This is a genomic window from Marinobacter fonticola, from assembly GCF_008122265.1.
Taxonomy (GTDB): domain Bacteria; phylum Pseudomonadota; class Gammaproteobacteria; order Pseudomonadales; family Oleiphilaceae; genus Marinobacter_A; species Marinobacter_A fonticola.
The window spans coordinates 1,336,690-1,357,265 of the sequence record NZ_CP043042.1; the positions used below are offsets into that span (position 1 = coordinate 1,336,690).

Below are 20,576 nucleotides of genomic sequence, written 5' to 3' on the forward strand. Positions count from 1 at the left end.
TGACCGCGTTGCGCAACTTGAAAAGGGAATAACCCTTCCCTGCGGTACGCGCCTTGCCAGGGTAGAACTGCGGAGCTCTGACGGGTGACGAACTTTCGTTAAGGGGCACTAGAACTCTCGGGCGTTTCTATTTTTTATCGGAAAGGTTATTAAGAGCCTCATCGAGACGGCCATCAAACAGGTCATCACGTACTCGGGCATCAAGTATGCGTTCATGAAGGGAGCGTCGTTCGTGAAGTGTGCGTTTTTATCCAGTGCGCTGTGGTTCATGGCCAATATCGCCGTGGCCGAACCGCTCGATTGTGCGGCTCCGGTGACGACCGTCGATATCAATCGCTGTACCGGACAGACCGTGGAACGGGCTGAAGCCACCCTCGATAAGTATTTGCAGGCCAGCCTTCGGCGCAATGCGGAGAATAGCGAACTCACCGATCGGATCAATGCCTCGCAAACGACCTGGCAGGCCTATCGTGAGGCCCACTGTGGCGCAATCTACGAGGCCTTGAAAGACGGTACGCTTCGTGGGACGGCGGCCGGTCAGTGCCAATTGAGGATGACCCGCGAACGCATCTATGAGCTTTGGCAGAGTTGGCTCACCCTTGGCGATGCCTCGTCGCCGGTGCTGCCCGATCCCAGCGTTCGGGAAGCGGCTTTCCAGCTGGACCTGACCGACGATCAGCTCGCCGAAGTCGGGCAGAAAATATTCCAGAACGAGTGCGCCGGCAACGTCGATTGTCTGGTTCACTGGAATCGGGGCGAAGCCTTCCCGTCCCTCGGGATCGGTCATTTCATCTGGTACCCCACCGGGGTGGACGGTCGTTTTGTGGAGAGTTTTCCGGATTTGGTCGCTTTTATGCAGGCTCGGTCCGCTGACTTGCCTGGCTGGCTGACGCGGCTTGAGCCGCTCGATGCCCCCTGGCCGGATCGTGAGGCTTTCATCGCGGCGCAAGGAAGCGAAAAGATTGAAGGCTTGCGTCGGTTTTTGAACCGGACCAAGCACCTGCAAGCGGAATTCATGTTTCGGCGGGCCGAGCGCTCCATGACCCGGGTCGTCGAGGCGGCCCCCACCTCCGAGCAGGCCGCCATCAGCCAGCGGTTGAAGGCGTTGGCGGCAACGCCAGGCGGGGTCTACGCCTTGATCGACTACGTGAACTTCAAGGGCGAAGGGCTTTCTGCCAGCGAACGTTACGATGGAGAAGGTTGGGGCTTGTTGCAGGTGCTCCAGCACATGCCGGAAACACAGACCCGCGCCGCTGTGGACCTTTTCCGGCAATCCGCTGCGGAAGTGCTGACTCGCCGTGCCGAGAACGCCCCACGGGCGATTGAAAAGGCGCAGTGGTTGCCGGGATGGTTGAAGCGTGTAGAGACGTATCGTGAGTGAATTGTCGTCCGCCGCAACGGACTTTCTTTTCTCTTTCTTCCGTTTACGACTTTTCGCTTACGTCATTTCGGCGCAGGGCATGCGAGTATCTCTGTAAGCAACTGGATGCGCATGGCGGAGATAAAACAAGATGATGAGAGTAATTGCCTTCGGCGAAGCACTGATCGATATGCTCGCACTGCCGGGTGAAGGCCAGCGTCGTTTCCTGGAACAGCCCGGCGGCGCACCGGCCAACGTGGCCGTGGGTGTGGCCAAACTGGGTGGTCAGGCAAGCTTCGTTGGGCAGGTGGGCAACGACATGTTTGGCGATAAACTGGCGCGCGCCATGCGAGGTTACGGTGTGGATACCTCGCCGTTGCTTCAAACCGATGACGCATTAACGGCGCTGGCCTTCGTCAGTCTGGACGATAAGGGCGAGCGCAGCTTTGCTTTTTATCGCCATGGTAGCGCCGACCTGCTTTACCGGGTCGAGCACTGCCCGCCGGGCATATTCAGCCGCCCGGCTATTTTTCACAGCGGCTCGAATACCCTGACTGAGCCGGATATCCATTTCACCACACTCGCCCTGATGCAAAAGGCACGGCAGGCCGGTTGTCTGGTGAGTTTCGACGTCAACTATCGTCATAACTTATGGACCGCCGGCGCGAATGCCCGTGAACCGATCTGGGACGCTATGGTCGCCGCCGATATCGTCAAGCTCAGCCGGGAGGAGTTGGATGCGCTCTACGGCAACGAGGACAAGCTCGTTCGCGAGCTGCTGGAGGCCGGCGTTCGGCTGATTCTGGTGACCGATGGCGGCAACCCCCTCAACGTCCATTGGTCGGGCGGCAGCACCCAGCTGACGCCGACCAAGGCGCAGGTCAACGATAGCACTGCGGCCGGCGATGCCTTTGTAGCCGGACTGCTGTATCAGCTGGCAGATCAGGATATCGTGCCCGCCACGTTGGACCGGTGGATCGAAGACGAAGCCCGCCTGGGCAAAGCGCTCACTTTTGCCAACAAGTGTGGAGCGGTTGCCGTGTCCCGGTACGGGGCGTTCGATGCCTTGCCGAATCGGGAAGAGGTGAGGTGATAAGCGCTTGGGCCGTTGAATGGGCCAGTTTGCCGGTTCGCGGGTGACATGGATTGAAAGTGACTGGCAGATTGCGGAATGCGCGTGTGGCGCTATGCTTAGGAGCGTGTGGCTTGGAAAAACGTGGCGTTAGCGCTACAGATGAATGGAACAATCGGGAGATTTGCGATGCGCCTATACCTTATCCGGCTTTCCGGCCTTCTCTTATTGAGCCTTTCACTTTTGTGCGCACCGGCAGCGCTCTGGGCGGCCGAAGGGCTCGTCACCGTCAAGAGTAGCCACAGCGTCAACGACACGGCCGACAAACTTAAAGACGTCCTTAACGCGAAAGGTATGACCGTGTTCAAACGCATCAATCATACCGACGGCGCCAAAGGTGTCGGCCTGGATTTGCGTCCCACTGAACTGATTGTCTTCGGCAACCCCAAGGTCGGCACCCCGCTGATGCAGTGTGCCCAGTCCGTTGCCATCGATTTGCCGCAGAAGGCCTTGGTCTGGGAAGACGCCGACGGACAGGTCTGGTTGGGCTACAACGATCCACAATACTTGAAAAAGCGCCACAATATCGAAGGCTGCGACGAGGAAATGGAAAAGATTGAGGCGGCTTTGCGTAGTTTGGCCAAAGCAGCGACACAGTAGCTAAATAGAAGAGTTAATTGCGTATTGCACTTAGGTGTTGAACGCGGGGGTTGTATCAAGGAAGAAAGAACGTGAGCAGGGGAATTATTGATTGCTGAAATGAACTAGTAATGAAGGGAGTACATTGGGGCAGGCTCGACGGCAATTGTCCAACCCACCCCTGTTTTTATCTTTCTAGGTCACCGGTATTTAAGATAAGCCCTCGCATTGAGATTAGGGCTTGGTTCGGTTCCTGAAATCCACTCGCTTATTTGGCGAAGCGCGATCCACCGGTGAAGAACCTTATACCTTCTTTTCCCTTTGGCTGCGGCCTGCTACGGCGCCTCTGGGGGATCGGTCGGTATTCTCTCTTGCTTGCTTGCGTTCCTGCATTACCTTGGTCAGGCCCAAGGTACGTCTGTGTTTAGTCGAACTTCCAAAACGGTTTGCTCAAGCGGTCCTCTGCTTGCTCGCGAGAATAGCCGACATCCAACAGCAGGCGTTCGTCCATCCGACTTACTAAATAAGCAAAGTCTCTTTTCTTTCTCCACTTGCTAAAAACACCAGCAACTCGCTTCATGTATACCTCCTATTAAAGGGTTTTATTTAATATGGCGGTATGATAGTGCGAGCGAGCTTTCTTATGAATACCAGGAAACACCTATTCAGGATAAATCAGACTTGTATCGGTCAGGGTAAATCAGACTTGTATTGGCGTGAAGCGAGCATAAATAAAGCAATAAATTGCTAATGCATTATTGGAGTAAATTCAATTCGTAGAATCACGAACAATAGAGTTGGTGTTGGTCCGGTTTACTCGATGGCATTGCTATGCAGGAAAATGGTTTGAATGGCTTCTGGGCGTTCTCAGATAGCGTAAAGCTCCGCGTCCATGCGGAGTAATAGGGCCTCATTAGTTAATGCTCACCGTTAAGGCTCTGGATGGCCGGCTCTCGAGCCCCTCGGTGTCGACCGTGGAGATAGAGAACTCATAAGTGCCAGGCCGGAATCCCGACAGCGAAAAGCTGGTGTCGCTCGCGCTGTGGACCGTGATGGTGCTGTAGCGTCTCTGGTCCCGGAGCTTGTAGTAGATCCGGTAGCCTTCTATATCGCCCATGTACAACTTGGATCCATCGGCACGGGTGGCCGGTGCGTTCCATTGCAGTTGGGTGAATTGCGCCCGCCGCGTTGACGTACTACGGCTACGCTGGACGTTAGCGCTTGCCTCGCGTCTGCTGACGGAATCGGTCGTTTGGCTGCGGGAGTAAGACCGGGAATCGGCCTGGGCGGTGGGGGCGTTCAAAACTGCGATTTGTGCTGAGCAAAGGGCTACTGTAAACAGCAAGGCGCGTCGCGCCGCTGAAGGTTTTTTGTGTTTCATGATATGCCTTGTCGTATCTTCTGAGTCCACTGGCGTGGACTTCTTTTATATTAGAGGTACAACGAGACCTGACTCTCACCCTCGGTTACAACCGCGGCTATTATGCGGAGCAAGAAACCCTGAACAAGTGTCCATTTTATAAGCCCAAAGAAAAGCACAACAACATTACCATTAAGAAATTTTTGACCGGCCGTCGGTAAAAATTTAGATGTCCGGCTGCTCAGGTTGGCCGCAAGGTAGGGCTTAAGCCACGCGTGGCGAAGTTGGCTATTTATTGTCCGCTATAGCGCATCAGGAAATTGCTACAAATTAATTTTAGTTGCCGCAGGTTGGGGGATTGTCGCCAGCATGGCATGCAGGCGCTTTCGGTCCAGACCCGGCGCGACCAATGTTCGGTCCTCCACGCAGAGAGCCCCGCAGGCTGCGCCCAGCTGCATGCAGGTTTGGAGAGGCTGCTGATTGATGTACCCATAAAGGAAGCCGCTGAAGAATGCGTCGCCGGCACCGTTGGTATCTTCGATGTGCTCAATCGGGTAAACCGGCTGCTCAAGCCAATGGCCGCTGCTGTCGAGCAGGGTGGCGCCGTGACGGCCATGGGTGCATACCACCAGCGCTTTGCCGCGTTCAATCTGCTGAGTCATGAATGCCCGGTAGTCCGGCAACTTGTCGCTGGATAGGAAAATCACGTTAGCGGCGTCGATGAAAGGCTGATGGTAAGGGTTTCGGCCATCGTAGTCGTGGAGGTCGGTCCAGATGGGCTTGCCCGCCGCGCGGGCCATCTCCAGCGCCGGTCGAGCGTAGGCGAGAATGTTCACCACAGCCAGGTGGCACTGGCTTAGAGCGATCTCGACGTCGCACCAGTCGATCTTGTCGGGCATCGCCGGGGGCGTGACGAAAAGCGAGATGCGGTCGCCGTCAGTATTCATCAGATTGACGTGCTGTTCCGTGCCGGCTTCAGTTTCTTCGACCAGAAGGGTAATGTTTGGATGCTTCAGGGCGTCGCGGATGAACTGGCCTTCCGCGTCGCGACCCAGTAATGTGTGCAGCGTCACCGGAATATCCAGCGCCGCCAAGTTGACGGTTTTACCCGCTCCGGTGCTACCGAGACTGCGATAGCCCGCCCGAGGCCAGATCGTCTGGGGTGCAGGGGAGGGAAATTCGTCGAGCTGGATGATCGTATCGACGGATGCGCCGCCGATCACGGTTATTGGCATGGTCATAGGGCGCCCTTCCAAAAACTGAAATCTTACGGCAGTAGAGTCGAAGCTGAATCCTCCGGCGTGCTAAGCCGCGAAAAGCGGGTTAGGGGGTGAGAAAGCGTGATTTATGCCAGGGTTTTGGATTTTCCGGGCAATCAATAATTTCCGTAACTGGCTGTAAAAGAAGCTGTTCCTTTCGTTATATAGAGCGGCTCTATAGGTCATTTAAGTATAATCAATTTTATCCGCTGGGGAGTTGTGGTTATCTTAGCGGCTCCAGACAACTTTTTAGGAGAAAGTGTAAATGGGCGTGATCAATAGCGAGATCAAACCGTTCAAAGCAACCGCATTCAAAGCGGGCGAGTTCGTCGAAATTTCCGACGCCGACGTTAAGGGCCAGTGGGCGGTCTTTTTCTTCTATCCGGCCGACTTTACCTTCGTTTGCCCCACTGAGCTGGGCGACGTCGCCGACAAATACGAAGAGCTGCAGAAGCTGGGCGTAGAAGTGTTCTCAGTGTCTACCGACACTCACTTCACTCACAAAGCGTGGCACGATAGCTCCGAAACCATCGGCAAGATCCAGTACTACATGGTTGGCGATCAGACCGGCACCGTCACCAATAACTTCGGTGTCATGCGTGAAGGCCAAGGTCTGGCGGACCGCGCGACCTTCCTGATCGATCCGGACGGCGTTATCCAGGCGATGGAAATCACCGCTGAAGGCATTGGCCGTGACGCGGAAGATCTGCTGCGCAAGGTTAAGGCCGCTCAGTACGTGCGTAACCATCCGGGCGAAGTTTGCCCTGCCAAGTGGAAAGAAGGCGAAGAGACCCTGTCTCCGTCTCTGGACCTGGTCGGCAAGATCTAAGCTTCCCCATAAGGTGAAGCTGAAAGAAAGGCCCGCTCTGCGGGCCTTTCGCGTATGTGGGCATCCTGGGATGAGGGACATCCTGCTAAGGGGATACCCGGCATATGTGGAATGCCTCTCGTATTTTGGAATGCCTAAGAACCTCGGATTAAGTCGATTGGCTTGTATAGCAAGTGGCTATTAAACGTTTAAGTCTAATTAATTTGAGCCTTGGCGGGTTCATCCTTATCTTTGCTTATAACTTATTCGTCAAACCACTCGGTTTTTAAGTCACTCAGTTTCGCGTTACGCAAGGGGAAAAAAGACATGTTGGATGCCAATATCAAAGCGCAATTGGAAGCCTATATGGATAAGCTGCAGCAGCCGATCGAGCTGGTTGCGGCGTATGACGATGGCAAGAAGTCCCAGGAGCTCAGACAGTTGCTGGAAGAAATCGAGCCGATGTCCTCGAAGATCAGCCTGCGCACCGAAGAATCGCAGGATGTTCGCCGGCCGTCTTTTGCCATTAACCGTATCGGTTCCGATATTGGCGTTCGTTTTGCCGGTATTCCCATGGGCCACGAGTTTACCTCGCTGGTTCTGGCCTTGTTACAAGTTGGCGGTCATCCATCCAAGGCCTCTCAGGAGGTCATCGAACAGGTTAAGGACCTGGATGGCGAGTTTGAATTCGAGACTTATTTCTCCCTCTCCTGCCAGAACTGTCCGGACGTCGTGCAGGCGTTTAACCTGATGAGCGTGCTAAACCCGAAGATCAAGCACACGGCTATCGACGGTGCGCTGTTCCAGGACGAAGTCGAGCAGCGTGAAGTGATGGCCGTGCCGAGCGTTTACCTCAACGGCGAATCCTGGGGCCAGGGCCGCATGACGCTGGAAGAGATCGTCTCCAGGCTGGATACCAAATCCGACGAGAAAGAAGCCGAGAAGATTAACCAGAAGGATCCTTTCGAAGTGCTGGTGATCGGTGGCGGCCCGGCGGGCTCCTCTGCCGCCATCTATGCTGCGCGCAAGGGCATCTCGACAGGTATTGCCGCAGAGCGCTTCGGTGGCCAGGTGGCGGACACCATGGGCATCGAGAACCTGATCTCCGTGACGTACACCGAAGGCCCGAAGCTGGTGGCCGCCATGGAACAGCATGTCAAGGAATACGACGTCGATATCATGAACATGCAGCGCGCGGAGAAGCTGATCCCGGCGGCTCGAAAGGGCGGGTTGCATGAGGTGCGCTTGAGCAATGGCGCGTCCCTGCATGCGCGCAGCCTAATTCTGTCCACCGGTGCGCGCTGGCGCCAGATGGGCGTGCCGGGCGAGGAAGAGTACCGTAACAAGGGCGTGGCCTACTGCCCGCACTGTGACGGCCCGCTGTTTAAGGGTAAGCGCGTGGCGGTGATCGGTGGCGGTAACTCGGGTGTCGAAGCGGCTATCGACCTGGCCGGTATCGTTGGTCACGTCACCCTGATTGAGTTTGGCGCCGAGATGCGAGCGGACGACGTGCTGCAGAAGAAGCTGCGTAGTCTGAAAAACGTGGAAATCATTACGTCGGGCCAGACCACTGAAATCACCGGCGAGGGCGGCAAGGTAAATGGCCTAAACTACAAGGATCGCAACACCAGCGAGGAGCACCACATTTCTCTGGAGGGTGTCTTCGTACAGATCGGTCTGATGCCGAATACCGAGTGGCTCAAGGGCGATATCGAGCTGAGCCAGCACGGTGAAATCATCGTCAACGATCGCGCGGAGACGTCAATTCCGGGTGTGTTTGCCGCAGGCGATGCGACAACCGTACCGTACAAGCAGATCGTCATTTCCATGGGCGAAGGCTCCAAGGCGGCTCTCAGCGCCTTCGACTTCCTCATCCGCAACTCCGTCCCTGAGGACGAAGAAGAAGCGGCTTAAGACGGGCCTAGCGGACAGCAAACCCACCATCCGGTTTGCGGGTGGTGGGCTTTTTTATTCCTGCGGCTCCTCTGGCTGATCGCCGTTCTGTTCCACGTCCGATGGATTGACGCTGCCCTCAAGATTCGCTTCGAAAGCGCTGATAAACGCGTTGCGCAAGATATTAAGCACGGCGCTCAATGTTCCGGTATCCGGTGATTCAATTTGCCCGTCGATAGGAATGCGTGTCGCGAACTGGTCCCTGGGCTGATTTTCCAGCAGCTCGGCAATGCCTCCTACCAGCCCCTCCCAAGCAGCTTGAAACAGGTTGTCGCCCTGTTCTTTCACGTCTTTACGCCAGTCGAACACGTCGATGTCGCGCAGCAGGGGTTTGACGTAGCCGGTAATCCGACCGTCTTTAGCCGCCAGTTCCGTTACCAAATCCAAACTGCCGGCCTCGATGTCGATCGGGGTATAGGCCATCACCAACTGGTCGATGGCGTCCATTTCCAGGTTCACCAATTTGCCATTGAAGTTGAAATGGGCCTGTTCCCGATAGGGATCCATCTGCATGCTGATCGTCAGCTCGCCTTTTTGCATGGCCTTGGCTTGGAGCTCCAGGTTTGCCGCTAAAGAATCGGAGAGCTCCCGGCTATTGGTGAGATTGGTTAAGGTACCTTCGATCTGGGTCAGGTAGGCATCGACCGGCGGTGAGGCATCGGGCTTGCGAAAATGGAACTCGCCGTCGTGGATTTCGACACGATCAAGCCGAAGCGGAAACAAATCCCGCACCACTTGACGCCAGTCCGCCTGCTCCCCGGTCTGTTGAACGCCCTCCGACGATGCGCTGTCTTCGACAACGATATTGAGTAACGGCTGATGAAAGGCCAGCTCCCCCACCAGCTTGCCGCGGAGCAGGGCGGAGGTCAGCAGGGACAGGTCTACTTTACGTGCGCTGAACAACGGGGCAAATACTTCGCCGGTGGCTTTATCGATCTCAACGTTATTAATGACATAGGCGCCGCGCCATAGCGCAAGATCGATATCGCCAACCTGACCGCTATAGCCCTCGGCGCTGTCCAGAGTGCGGTTAACGTAGCGCTGTAGTACTTCCGGCAGTGCAGCTCGCATGGCGATAAGAACAATGGCGAACGCGAGCAATACCCAGAGTACTTTCCGTTTACGGTGTCGCATAGGTTTTGAACCTGTTTAGGCGGTTAACCTACTTATTAGACGCGGTAGCCTAGCTTAGCACCGTTGCTGCTATCGGTCTGGTCGGTGGCCAGTTCATCGGGCCTGCCGATGGCGAAGCCCTGAACGTAGTCGACACCGATTTCCTTCAGTTTGTCGAAAACCGCCTGGGTTTCGACAAACTCGGCAATGGTCTTCTTGCCCATGATATGGCCGATCTCGTTCATCGAACGGACCATCGCTTCGTCCATGGGGTCGTCGATAATCTTGCGCACGAACTCGCCGTCGATCTTGAGGAAGTCTACCGGCAACCGGCGCAGGTAGTGGTAAGAGGCGAAGCCGCTGCCGAAATCGTCCAGCGAAAACAGGAAACCCTGTCGCTTGAACTCGTTGGCCAGCTCGATGGTTTTTTCCAGGTTGCGAATGGCCATGGTCTCCGTGATTTCGAAGCAGATCTTGTGGCTGGGCACCTTGTGCTTATTGACGAGCTCCATTAGGTAGTCAGGGAACCGATCATCGCCAAGGGTGCTCACGGACAGGTTGATAGAGCAGATATCCAGCGCGTCTGTCAGGCCCGGGTTTTCCGACAGCCAGCTGAAAACCTTGCCAACCACGTAACGATCCAGGCGCGGCATCAGGTTATAGCGCTCGGCCGCAGTAATGAACTCAGCGGGCGGGATCGTCTCTCCGTCGTCGCCCTTGAGCCTGGCCAGTACTTCGAAATGTTTACCCCGGGTTCGCCCGTCCGTCATAGCCACAATAGGTTGGGCCACCAGCTCGATTTTATCGTCCTCCAGCGCCTGGGAGACACGCGTCACCCAATACATATAGGTTCGGTGATGCAGGTCGTCTTCGTTGTCCTGATTGTAGACGTAGATCCTGTCCCGGCCAGTGTCCTTGGCGACGTAGCAGGCGCTGTCGGCGTTGTGCACTACCTGGCGCACAGAGGCGGCGTGTTCGTCGATCAAGGCAATGCCGATGCTCATGCCGACCTGGAAGGTTTTATCTTCCCAGGTGAAACGGAAATTGCGCATGAAAGCCAGCATATCGTCCGCAATACGGAAGGCCTGCTCTGAGTTGCAGTTCTCCAATATCAGCGCAAATTCATCGCCGCCCATGCGGGCAAGGGTGTCGCGCTGGCGAACGTGCAGCTGCATCTCACCGGTGATCTGCCGCAATAGCTCATCGCCGGCCAAATGACCGCAGGTGTCGTTAACGATCTTGAACCGGTCGAGATCCATGAACAGCAGGGCGTGGATCTTGCCTTCCTCCCGCGCGCTGGTAACCACCGTCGCCAGACGACTCTCGAACTCGCTGCGATTGACCAGTCCGGTCAGATCGTCGTGGCTCGCCCGGTGGCGTACCCGCTTAGTCAGTTCCCGGGCATAGCTGACGTCGAAGAACACCGCGACCGCGCCCAACAGCTTGCCGCTGTCGTTGTAAACCGGCGACACGGAGGCATCCACGTGGACGCTCGCGCCGTCTTTGCGGACCAGCATGGCCGGCTCGGGCACGGCGACGGTCCTGTTCTCTCCAAGGGCCGTGGAGACCGGGTTGTCGATGGGGTCGCCGGTCTCGTCGCTGCGAAGCTCCAGCACGTCTTCGATCCTGCGGTTCATCGCCTCCCCGGCGAGACGGCCGGTGAGGCGCTCGGCCACAGGATTAATGCTGGTCACCCGGCCTTTGGTGTCGGTGGTTATGATGGCCTCGCCGATGGACATTAGGGTCACGTGGGCCAGTTCTTTCTCCGCTTGCAGTTGCTGGGTTCGCTGAAGGATCTGTTTTTCCAGCTCCTCCTGGGCACGCTGCACGGCATCGGCCGAGTGCACACGCTCGGATATGTCGCGCACGACCCCGAGCAGCATCTGCTTTCCGCCGCTCTGGATATCCCACTCCAGCCAGTTGTGGCTACCGTCCCTGGCGCGAAAACGGACGCTGGCCTTGACGCCTTCGCGGGCTTTTCTCACGCTTTTTAGAGCCGCCTTGAACTTCTCCCGGTCTTTCGGATGAATAAAGTCCAGATAGGGATGCTCATAAAGTTCGTCGAGGCTCCAGCCGAACAGGCGGTTCCAGGCCGGATTCAGGCGGTAGAAATAGTCGCCTTCGGCCATGACGAAGAAAGGCACGGCCGAAAGTTCGAAGAAAACATCGCGCTCCCGGCTTGCCTGTTCCTGTTCGCGACGGTGGGTATGCGCTTCGCGGGAGCTGTCTTCCACCTGTTGTTCCAGGGCCTGGGTCATCTTCAGCCGTGTGATATCGGTATAGGTAATAACGACACCGTCAACCTTATCTCCGCTGGTGCGGTAGGGCGCGATCCGGCGCAAGTGCCAGGTGCCGTTCTCCGACTGTACTTCGCTTTCGAGTGTGCCCAGGGTCTCCAGTAGCGACGCCGCGTCCGTAAGCAGGTGCTCGTCGGCCACCTTGAACTTGATCTCCCCCAAAGGCCGCCCGATATCGGTATCCACCAGATTGAAGAGGTCTCGGCAGTTCGGTGTGAATAAGCGAATCCGAAATGACGTATCGATGAAAAGCGTGGCCGAGGTAATGCTTCGCAGCAGGTTATCCAGATCGTTGTAGGCCTGGTCGAGTTGGTCCACTTTGGTCTTCAGCTCGTTGTTGACCGTGGACATTTCCTCGTTCAGCGACTGGAGCTCCTCTTTCGAGGTTTCCAACTCCTCGTTGGTGCTCTGCAGCTCCTCGTTCATGGAGACCGCTTCTTCGTGAGACACCGTGAGGTCCTGGTTGGAGGCTTCGAGGTCGTCAATCGTGCTTTGCAGTTCGGACCGAACGGCCTGGAGTTCCTCTTCCAGATGCTCCACCAGTGCCGGGTCGCTGTCGCCACCGGTGGAGGCAGCAACTTCCGGCTGAACTCGTGGTTTGTCCTCGAAAGCGCGTTGCGTTTCGAAGGTGATGAGATAGTGAACGCCGTCGTTGACCTGCAGCGGGGTGAAAGCCAGCACCAGCGGATTTTCCGGCGTCTCCGTCGAGGCGCGGAAAGGCGCCGACTCGACGCGCTCGCCGTCCTTGAGCGCTTGACGGAATAACCCCCGGAGCTTGCTTTTTATCGTATCGCGCGCCAGATCGAACAACCGGTGGCTCGGTTCGCCGGACGGATGCTTGAGAAAATCTGTCGTGTCGCCGATAAAATAGAGGGTTTCGCCTTCTTTGTTAACCAGCACCGCCGGTGGCGCATACTTGCCCAGCAAGTGTTGCCTGACCCGCTCCCCAATCCGCACGCTATGAGACCGTCTGCGGTCAGGGAGTGGCTGCGAACGTCCCGGAGGCGCCGTGTTTCTGGCGAGGCTGGGCGTTTGCCCCTCGATAAACGGCAGATTAATCGGTTGCCGGTCTTTCGGCTTGCGCTGGTAGATGCGGTGACGACGGTCGACGGACCGAAACAGGTCTTCCTTGCGGCCGATAGTCTCGGATGAACCGAGGAACAGGATGCCGTTGTCCTTCAAGGCAAAGTGGAAAAGCCCCATTAACTGAGTCTGCACGTCCAGTTTCAGGTAGATCAGCAAGTTGCGGCAGGTAACCAGGTCCAGCTGGGAAAACGGAGCGCCGGTAATCACGTTCTGGTAGGCAAACACGATCTCTTCGCGGATTTTCTTGCTGACGCGATAGTAGTCGTCCTCACGGTGGAAATAGCGTTGCAGCAGCTCCCAGGATAGGTTGCTCGTGATGCTGTCCGGGTAGAGTCCATTGCGCGCAATATTCAGCGCATCTTCATCGATATCCGTTGCGAAAATCTGGATGGTTGGGCGCTTGCCGACAATCCGCATTTGCTCATGGAGCATAATCGCCAAGCTGTAGGCCTCTTCGCCGGTGGCGCATCCCGGGACCCAAACACGGATGGACTGGCCCGGCTCGGCATTGGCCACCAGCGACGCCAGAACCTGTTCGTCGAGGAACTGCATACTGTCGCTGTCGCGGAAGAAGCTGGTGACGGAAATCAGCAGGTCCCGGTAGAGCCGGCCGCGTTCTTCCTCGGATTGGTCCAGATACGCCAAGTACGCCTGCTCGTCCTCGGCATGGCTTAGCCCCATGCGGCGGAAAATTCGACGCGCGAGCGTCTTTTCCTTGTAGCGGGTAAAGTCGTTGGGGCTGTTGTGGGAAATCAGTTCGATAATCTTCCTGACGGTTTCGGGCGCAGGGACGTCGGACCGACCGTCGCGTTCGCTGGCAAAGCGGGATTGGCCCGCAAGGAAATCGAGGATGTACTCCGGCATATCTTCGGCGTTGACGGTTGCATCCGTGGCGCCGGTATGAATCGCGGCCGTCGGCATGCCGTTGAACTGGGCCTGCTCCGGGTTCTGGGCAATGACCAGGCCCCCGGCTTCCCGAATCGCCTTGACGCCCTCGGAGCCGTCCGTTCCCGTGCCGGACAGAACCACTGCATAAGCCTGCTCGCCGCAATTATGGGCCAGCGAAAGGAAGAACTCGTCGATGAGCAGGTTAGGGTGCTTTCCCTCCAAGGAACGCATTCTGAATTTCGATCCTTCCAGCTCCAGACACGTGTTTGGCTGTAAGACATAGACCCGATCCGGGCGGATGGTCATGTCATCGGTTATAGGCTCCACCGGCATGCTGGTCGACTTGGCCAGGATATCGGCCAGCGCGCTGTCGCCACTGGACGGCAGATGCTGTAAGACCACAAAAGCCAGGCCGGTGCCGCTTGGGCAGTTGGAGAAAAAGGCTTGTAGCGGTTCCAGCCCGCCGGCCGAGGCGCCGATGGCGACAAGGGGAACGCCGGAGGGCGACAAGGTGCGGACTGTGACTTGCTGGCGCTCTCGGTTCTGTTCGCGATCATCCATAATGTGGCCCAAGGTTGGGAGCTGTCCCTGTTGAAAGGGGTGTGCCCGGAGTATCCCCGAGTTGTCGAGCATGCTGACCCCCGGATCGGCCGTGGTCTGGACGGCGCGGGTTACCAGCAATGTCGATGTTGCCATTTCTGAGGCATACTCGCATTAGGCTATGTTGAGAGGCGTATGCGAGACTGATGCATCGGTGGCCGTAAGGATAGCTGAAACGCTACCGAAGGTATGGTGTAAATTCGACACCGGGGTGATATCCAGGGCGTATTCGGAGAGCCCGCGACGAATGCAAGGATAATGATCGATGTCTCGAAGAACAGAAGTCAGGGTAGGCGTTATCGGATTCGGGCTCGCCGGATCCGTGTTTCACGCGCCGCTAATTGATGCAGCTAACGGGATGCGCCTGGCGGCCGTCGTCACGTCCAGTCCCGAGCGTGCCGGGGAAGTCCGGCAAGCCTATCCGGAGGTGACCGTCTACGACACCGCCGGCCAGCTGTGGCATCACGCGGACACGCTGGACCTGGTCGTTATCGCCTCGCCTAACCGAACCCATAAACCTTTGGCCATGGCGGCTCTGCAAGCCGGCCTTGGGGTGGTGGTCGACAAACCATTGGCCGCCCACGCCGACGATGCGCGGGAGCTGGCCGAGGAGGCCGAGCGCTTGGGGCTGTTTCTGACGGTGTTTCAGAACCGCCGTTGGGACAGCGATTTTCTTACCCTGCAGCAGTTGATAGCCGAGGGTGCGCTAGGCGAGGTGCGCCGTTTCGAATCCCGTTTTGAGCGCTGGCGTCCGGAGCCCAAGCCCGGCTGGCGCCGGTCGGGTGCCCCGGAAGAGGCCGGCGGCGTGCTCTATGACTTGGGCGCCCATCTGATCGATCAGGCGCTGGTCCTGTTCGGGCCGGTCAAGTCGGTCTATGCGGAACTGGATCGTCGCTATCCCGATGCCGAGGTGGACGATGACTCTTTCGTGGCCCTGACGCATCGCAATGGCGTACGTTCGCACCTATGGATGAGCAGCGTTGCGGCCCAGTGCGGCCCACGCATGCGCGTACTCGGCAGTCGCGCGGCCTACACCAGTTTTGGTTTAGACGGCCAGGAGAGCGCTCTGCGAGACGGTGTGCGGCCTGGTCAGAACAGTTGGCTGGATGCCATTCAGGATGGCCAAGGCTATCTGTCAGCGGGAAGTGAGGAACGCGCGATTCAAAACGACCCAGGCGATTATCTGCAGTTCTATGAGGCCGTCGCCGCTGCGTTGATCGAGGGCCACGCGCCCCCGGTCGATCCATTGGATGCCGTCGCTGGCCTTGAGATTGTTGCGGCGGCACAGCATGCATCGGCAGAACGCCGGGTGATTGAACTCTCGAAGTAGCGTAAACTCACGCCGGATGTTCTTGTGTCTGACAGGCCGTGGTTGACTGGAGTCTGGATTGCTAAGTCTTATTCTTTTCGCTGCCGCGCTAATTGTTGCTGCTCTCACCGTATTGGCGCGTCTGCCGTTTTACGATTGGTGGATACGGGCCTGCGATTTTCCACGTCTGCAAATCGCGGCTCTTGCCTTGATTATTCTCGCGCTGTCGCCGTTAGCCTCGGCGCCCTATCACTGGCTGACGGCGATCGTCAGTGGCGCCGTGCTGGGCTGGCAGTCCTATCGTATCGCTCCCTACACGCGACTCTGGCCGAAACAGGTCAAGGACGCCGAGGGTGGAAACGAAGAACGCTGCATTAGCCTGCTGATCGCCAATGTGCTCATGCCCAACCGTAAATCAGAGGGCCTGATGCGGCAGATCCGGGAATGCCAGCCGGATGTGGTGCTGACCCTGGAAAGCGATCACTGGTGGGAAAACGAGCTGGACTCGGCCATTGCCAGCGATTATCCCCACGCCGTGCGGATTCCTTTGGATAATCTTTATGGCATGCACCTCTACTCTCGGCTGAAGTTGGAGGAGACCGAGGTGGAATGGCTGATCCAGGACGACATACCGTCGATCCACACGTGGTTGCGGCTGGCGAATAATTCTCGTGTGAGGCTGCACGCCTTACATCCTCGGCCGCCAGCGCCCAGCGAGAGCGAAGAGTCGCTCTGGCGCGACGCGGAGTTGCTGTTGGTGGGCAAGCAGATCCACCGGGACGGCGACCCCACCTTGGTTGTCGGCGATCTGAACGATGTGGCCTGGTCGCGCACGACGCGCACCTTCTGCCGGGTCAGTGGCATGCTAGACCCCCGCCGTGGCCGCGGTATGTTCAGTACCTTTCACGCCAATTACCGCTTGATGCGGTGGCCATTGGACCATGTCTTTGTCAGCGAGGAGTTTACTCTCAAGAACATGCGCCGGCTGGAGGCTTTCGGTTCGGATCATTTCCCCATTCTCGTCACGCTCTGTTTTCGTCCCAGCCGCGCCGACGAACACGAGAATCCGGAAGCGGATGCAGACGAGTGGGAAGAGGCCGAGGAGGCGATTGAAGAGGCGCGCTCCCGCGATCAGGAGACTTGATCGGGGCCGGGGTATTCAGGTTATATAAGAGGTGAAGGCAGGTTCGGAAGCGCCGCCGGGGCTCATTCGGACCTGATATCCGATCATTGATGGCAAACAGTGCACTAACAATGGCGATTTCACTCAAACGTGCCTACGAACCCGCATCGAGCCGAGATGGCGAACGCATCCTTGTAGATGGCATCTGGCCGCGAGGCGTTTCCAAGGAAAAGCTGGATATCAAGGAATGGCTCAAGGAGATTGCGCCTTCCAGTGAGCTGCGGAAGGCCTTTCACGCCGGAGAGATGACTTGGGGTGAATTCCGCAAAACTTACATGAGCGAACTCAAACCCTATCGCGACACCCTGCGCAAAATCGCTAAAGAGTCACGGGAACGTACCGTGACGCTGGTCTTCAGTGCCGCCAATACCGAGCACAATAACGCGGTGGTGTTGAAACAGTACCTCAACATGCTGCGGGGGAAGTAGGGCTGCGGCCCAGGAGTTAATCAGAGGCTCCCTAACTCTGAATCAGTTGCCGAGAGAAAACCTGCAACTGATCCAGCCCTTGAATATCGTCTTCGAACAACGGCAGGCGCAGCAGCGGAATATCGCCCAGGCGCTGCGTGATGCCGTCCAACTGTCGCTGCTGGCGTTCGCGGCGATGGGTCCAGAAGTCGCTGTCGTCAGTTTCTGGCAGCAGGCGATTGATAATGGCGCCTGCCACGGGTACCGACGCGCTCCTCAGCGAATTTACCGCTCGTTCCGTCTCCAGAATGGGCAGGCGCTCGGGCGTGAGCACGAACAGGAAAGCCGTGCAATCGGCATCGTTGAGCACGCGCCGTGTCCGCTGGAACAGACGCTGGCGAGCCAGCAGGGTTTCGGTGAGTTCGCGGCTGCGTTGATCCATGCCCTCTAAGGCATGCTCTTCGGGGTTGCTCATCGGATTGTCGATGCTGCGCCCCGGCGTGAGATGGGCGAGAGCCTTACCTAGCTTTTCAGAGCGCTTATTGTGCTTGAGCAGACCATCGGTCCAGGCTGCCATGATTTCGGGGAGACTTAACAGCCGCAAAGTATGACCGGTCGGGGCGGTATCGAAAATGAGCAGGTCGTAGTCTTTCTCGCTGTCGTCAATCAGCCGCGAAATGCGTTCCAGCAGTGCGGCCTCCTGAGCGCCCGGCGACTGACTGCTCAGCCGAAGCTGACGTTGCAGCTCCTGGAGCTGATCCGGCCCGACGTAACGGCGCATTTGGGCGAAGACCCGCTCCAGATAGGCGTCTACCTCAGTGTCGGGGTCCAGCTCGAGCGCCATCAGGTTGGGCCAGAGCATGGTGGGCGTATTGCCGATGGGCCGGTCAAAGACGTCCGCCAGACTATGGGCGGGGTCCGTGGAGATAAGCAGCACCCGACGCCCGGCATCCGCCGAGGCTAGGGCCAGGGCGGCGGCGACCGTGGTCTTACCGACGCCTCCTTTGCCGCCCACCATTAGTAGGCGTTTTTCGGCGATCAGTCGCTGGATGTCGAGCATTCAGTCCTCAGCAGCAGCGCATATTATCCAAGGGCGAGCGTTCCATCCCCATCCGTTGGTGCCAGTCATGGAAGCGCTCCAGTAGGAGAGGCTGAAGCTCCAGGGTATACCAGCTTGCCGGATTGGGGATGCCCATCATTTCGCCGAACACCAGCAGCATGAACAGGTCGTCCTCGTCCCGCTTGGCGCGGGCCACGGCCGCTCTGTAAGGCGCATTGTAGTATTCGGCGCCCGCGACGCTCACCCGCCGGTACCAGTATTTCAGCTGCGAAAAGGTCTCTTTCATAACGACCTCCGAGTATGTGGAGGCGACGCCCGCTGCGTTAAACGTCGCCTAGTGCCCCGGTTAACCATCAGGACGCGTCAGCGCTTTCGCTTTCCCGTTTGAGCCGCCGTAGCGAGGCGATACATTCCAGGGTTACCAGTATCGCGGCTACCAGTACCACAAGGTCCAACGTCAGCAAGAACCAGTCGCCCTTGGTGTAGAAGCCTTTGAGTTGGATCAGCAGCGCATACAGTGTCATCACCAGCAGGAAGATCAGGGGCACGACGGTGAAGACCGTCGGTGCGCCGCGGCGGACCAGCATGACGGTCACAACCAAAAGGGTCAGCCCGGCTAACAGCTGGTTGGAGGTGCCGAACAGCGGCCAGATCAGCAGTCCGCCGGACCCGTCCGCCCCGCCGGCGCCAAAGGCGAGCAGCAGGCAGGTGCCTACCGACAGGAGCGTGGCGGGTACGGGTTTGGCCATCCATTTGAAGTTATAGATTTCACCCCATTCCTGGAAAATATAACGCTGCAGACGCAGGCCCGTGTCCATGGTGGTGCCGGCGAATAGCGCCGCCATGACCGTCAGCATGGTGCCGGCCACTTCCGCATTCAGCCCCGTGCCCTGGCTGAGGATGGTCGCGCCGCCATTGACGAACGCCAGCACGCCCCCCTGACCGAACGACGTATAGACCGCCTGCCAGTCGGCCAGCGAGGCGAAACCCGCGGTAGCGGCAATGATGGCCGCCAACGCCAGTGCGCCTTCGCCGGTGGCGCCGAAGTAGCCGACGAAGCGGGCGTCCGGTTCGCGGCGTAGCTGCTTGGACGTCGTGCCGGAGGATACCAGGCCGTGAAAGCCGGAGATTGCACCGCAGGCGATGGTCACGAACAGCAACGGGATCATCGATGGCGTGCCGGCCGGCAGATCCTGGTTGATCATGGGGGCCACAATCGTGGGGTTGCCAATCAGCACTGCGGCATAAAGCGCGATCAGGCCGACGAACAGCTGCAGGCCGTTGATGTAGTCCCGAGGCTGGAGCAGTACCCAGACCGGTAACAGCGATGCGACCGCGGCATAGCCGAACAGAATCAAAATCCAGGCGGCGTTGTCGGAGAGGCCGCCGACCTGTTCCGGCAGGGAAACCGGCACCGAAGGTCCCATGTAGATCAGAACGTACAGCGCAACCACGCCGATGAGTGAAACCAGCGGCAGGCTCAGCTTCGCCCGGTAAATCAACTGGCCGATAACCAGTGCGACGGCGATGGCGCCCCAGACGGGAACCACGGATCCCGGGTTATTGATCAGCAACTTGGCGATAACGACGCCAAACACCGCGTTGACCATCAACAGCACCAGGAAGATAACGATGCTGAAGATCGAGCGGGCTCGGGTACCCACCACTTCGCCGGTGAGGGTGCCGATCGATTTGGCCTTGTTGCGCACACTGGCCCAGATGGCCCCGAAATCATGGATGCCCGCGAAAAAGATGGTGCCGATAGTGACCCACAGGAAGGCCGGCAGCCAGCCCCAAATCACGGCGATTGCCGGGCCGACAATGGGCGCCGCTCCCGCCACGGAGGTAAAGTGATGCCCCCAGAGTACGAACTTGTTGGTGGGCACGAAATCCACACCGTCCTCAAACTCGTGGGCCGGCGTGCGGAAATTTTCGTCAACTTTGTAGATGACTTTGGCGATAAAACGGGAGTAGACAAAATAGCCCAGGGCCATCCCGCTCAGCCCCAATATAAGCAGCAATATGGCACTCATCGTAAGTTCCTGGCTTTGATGGGTTATGCGACCGGTTCACTCATGGAACCCTGACAAGTCCATTGACGATTCTGCCGGAGCTGGCCTGGGCGGTGGTGCGCCATGGATGGCCTGGAATGCCGGAATCGTCAATAGACTTACCCCCCGCT

At 57.9% G+C, this 20,576-nt stretch carries 16 protein-coding genes; 8 read left to right on the plus strand and 8 right to left on the minus strand.

Annotated features, from left to right (window positions below; all coding sequences use genetic code 11):
* Positions 1-232: 232 nt before the first annotated feature.
* From FXO11_RS05965 to FXO11_RS05975, 3 genes are all read left to right on the plus strand, one after another.
* Positions 233-1,381: a lysozyme inhibitor LprI family protein gene (locus tag FXO11_RS05965; RefSeq protein WP_168203130.1), complete on the plus strand. Its 1,149-nt coding sequence runs from the start codon at positions 233-235 to the stop codon at positions 1,379-1,381.
* Positions 1,382-1,511: 130 nt separating this feature from the next.
* Entirely contained in the window at positions 1,512-2,453 is a 942-nt protein-coding gene (locus FXO11_RS05970; RefSeq protein ID WP_148862137.1) for a carbohydrate kinase family protein, read from the plus strand.
* Positions 2,454-2,621: 168 nt separating this feature from the next.
* A complete protein-coding gene (locus FXO11_RS05975) occupies positions 2,622-3,092 on the plus strand; it encodes a DUF302 domain-containing protein (protein WP_148862138.1) in 471 nt (156 codons plus the stop codon).
* 403 nt (positions 3,093-3,495) lie between these two features.
* Here FXO11_RS05975 and FXO11_RS05980 read toward each other — a convergent pair whose 3' ends face one another.
* The 3 genes from FXO11_RS05980 to FXO11_RS05990 all read right to left on the minus strand — a co-directional run bounded on the left by FXO11_RS05980 (position 3,496) and on the right by FXO11_RS05990 (position 5,672).
* Positions 3,496-3,651: a DUF1127 domain-containing protein gene (locus FXO11_RS05980; protein ID WP_148862139.1), complete on the minus strand. Its 156-nt coding sequence runs from the start codon at positions 3,649-3,651 to the stop codon at positions 3,496-3,498.
* A 333-nt stretch (positions 3,652-3,984) separates the two neighbouring features.
* The gene (locus FXO11_RS05985; protein WP_148862140.1) at positions 3,985-4,188 is read right to left on the minus strand and encodes a fibronectin type III domain-containing protein; all 204 of its coding nucleotides are present in this window, start codon (positions 4,186-4,188) and stop codon (positions 3,985-3,987) included.
* Positions 4,189-4,754: 566 nt separating this feature from the next.
* A complete protein-coding gene (locus tag FXO11_RS05990; protein WP_227546054.1) occupies positions 4,755-5,672 on the minus strand; it encodes a carbohydrate kinase family protein in 918 nt (305 codons plus the stop codon).
* Between the two features lie 283 nt (positions 5,673-5,955).
* Between FXO11_RS05990 and ahpC the strand changes: the two genes are divergently transcribed.
* The gene (gene ahpC / locus FXO11_RS05995) at positions 5,956-6,519 is read left to right on the plus strand and encodes an alkyl hydroperoxide reductase subunit C (protein WP_148862141.1); all 564 of its coding nucleotides are present in this window, start codon (positions 5,956-5,958) and stop codon (positions 6,517-6,519) included.
* A gap of 306 nt (positions 6,520-6,825) precedes the next feature.
* Positions 6,826-8,412, plus strand: coding sequence for an alkyl hydroperoxide reductase subunit F (ahpF, locus tag FXO11_RS06000; protein ID WP_148862142.1), 1,587 nt, complete (start codon positions 6,826-6,828; stop codon positions 8,410-8,412).
* Between the two features lie 54 nt (positions 8,413-8,466).
* On the opposite strand, the gene FXO11_RS06005 is transcribed toward ahpF, so the two are convergent.
* Positions 8,467-9,585 (minus strand): AsmA family protein, encoded by a 1,119-nt coding sequence (locus FXO11_RS06005; RefSeq protein ID WP_148862143.1) that lies wholly within the window; start codon positions 9,583-9,585, stop codon positions 8,467-8,469.
* A gap of 35 nt (positions 9,586-9,620) precedes the next feature.
* On the minus strand, positions 9,621-14,531 hold the full coding sequence (locus tag FXO11_RS06010) for an EAL domain-containing protein (protein WP_148862144.1): 4,911 nt from the start codon (positions 14,529-14,531) through the stop codon (positions 9,621-9,623).
* A 169-nt stretch (positions 14,532-14,700) separates the two neighbouring features.
* Here FXO11_RS06010 and FXO11_RS06015 point away from each other — a divergent pair, with 169 nt between their 5' ends.
* The 3 genes from FXO11_RS06015 to FXO11_RS06025 all read left to right on the plus strand — a co-directional run bounded on the left by FXO11_RS06015 (position 14,701) and on the right by FXO11_RS06025 (position 17,355).
* On the plus strand, positions 14,701-15,765 hold the full coding sequence (locus FXO11_RS06015) for a Gfo/Idh/MocA family oxidoreductase (protein WP_148862145.1): 1,065 nt from the start codon (positions 14,701-14,703) through the stop codon (positions 15,763-15,765).
* A 58-nt stretch (positions 15,766-15,823) separates the two neighbouring features.
* A complete protein-coding gene (locus FXO11_RS06020; RefSeq protein WP_148862146.1) occupies positions 15,824-16,888 on the plus strand; it encodes an endonuclease/exonuclease/phosphatase family protein in 1,065 nt (354 codons plus the stop codon).
* An 89-nt stretch (positions 16,889-16,977) separates the two neighbouring features.
* The gene (locus FXO11_RS06025; RefSeq protein WP_227546055.1) at positions 16,978-17,355 is read left to right on the plus strand and encodes a DUF488 domain-containing protein; all 378 of its coding nucleotides are present in this window, start codon (positions 16,978-16,980) and stop codon (positions 17,353-17,355) included.
* Between the two features lie 31 nt (positions 17,356-17,386).
* On the opposite strand, the gene FXO11_RS06030 is transcribed toward FXO11_RS06025, so the two are convergent.
* From FXO11_RS06030 to FXO11_RS06040, 3 genes are all read right to left on the minus strand, one after another.
* A complete protein-coding gene (locus FXO11_RS06030; RefSeq protein ID WP_148862148.1) occupies positions 17,387-18,394 on the minus strand; it encodes an ArsA family ATPase in 1,008 nt (335 codons plus the stop codon).
* Positions 18,395-18,401: 7 nt separating this feature from the next.
* Positions 18,402-18,680 carry a cory-CC-star protein gene (locus FXO11_RS06035; RefSeq protein ID WP_148862149.1) on the minus strand — a complete coding sequence of 93 codons (279 nt, stop codon included), beginning with the start codon at positions 18,678-18,680 and terminating at the stop codon, positions 18,402-18,404.
* 67 nt (positions 18,681-18,747) lie between these two features.
* Positions 18,748-20,427 (minus strand): carbon starvation CstA family protein, encoded by a 1,680-nt coding sequence (locus FXO11_RS06040; RefSeq protein WP_148862150.1) that lies wholly within the window; start codon positions 20,425-20,427, stop codon positions 18,748-18,750.
* Positions 20,428-20,576 lie beyond the last annotated feature (149 nt).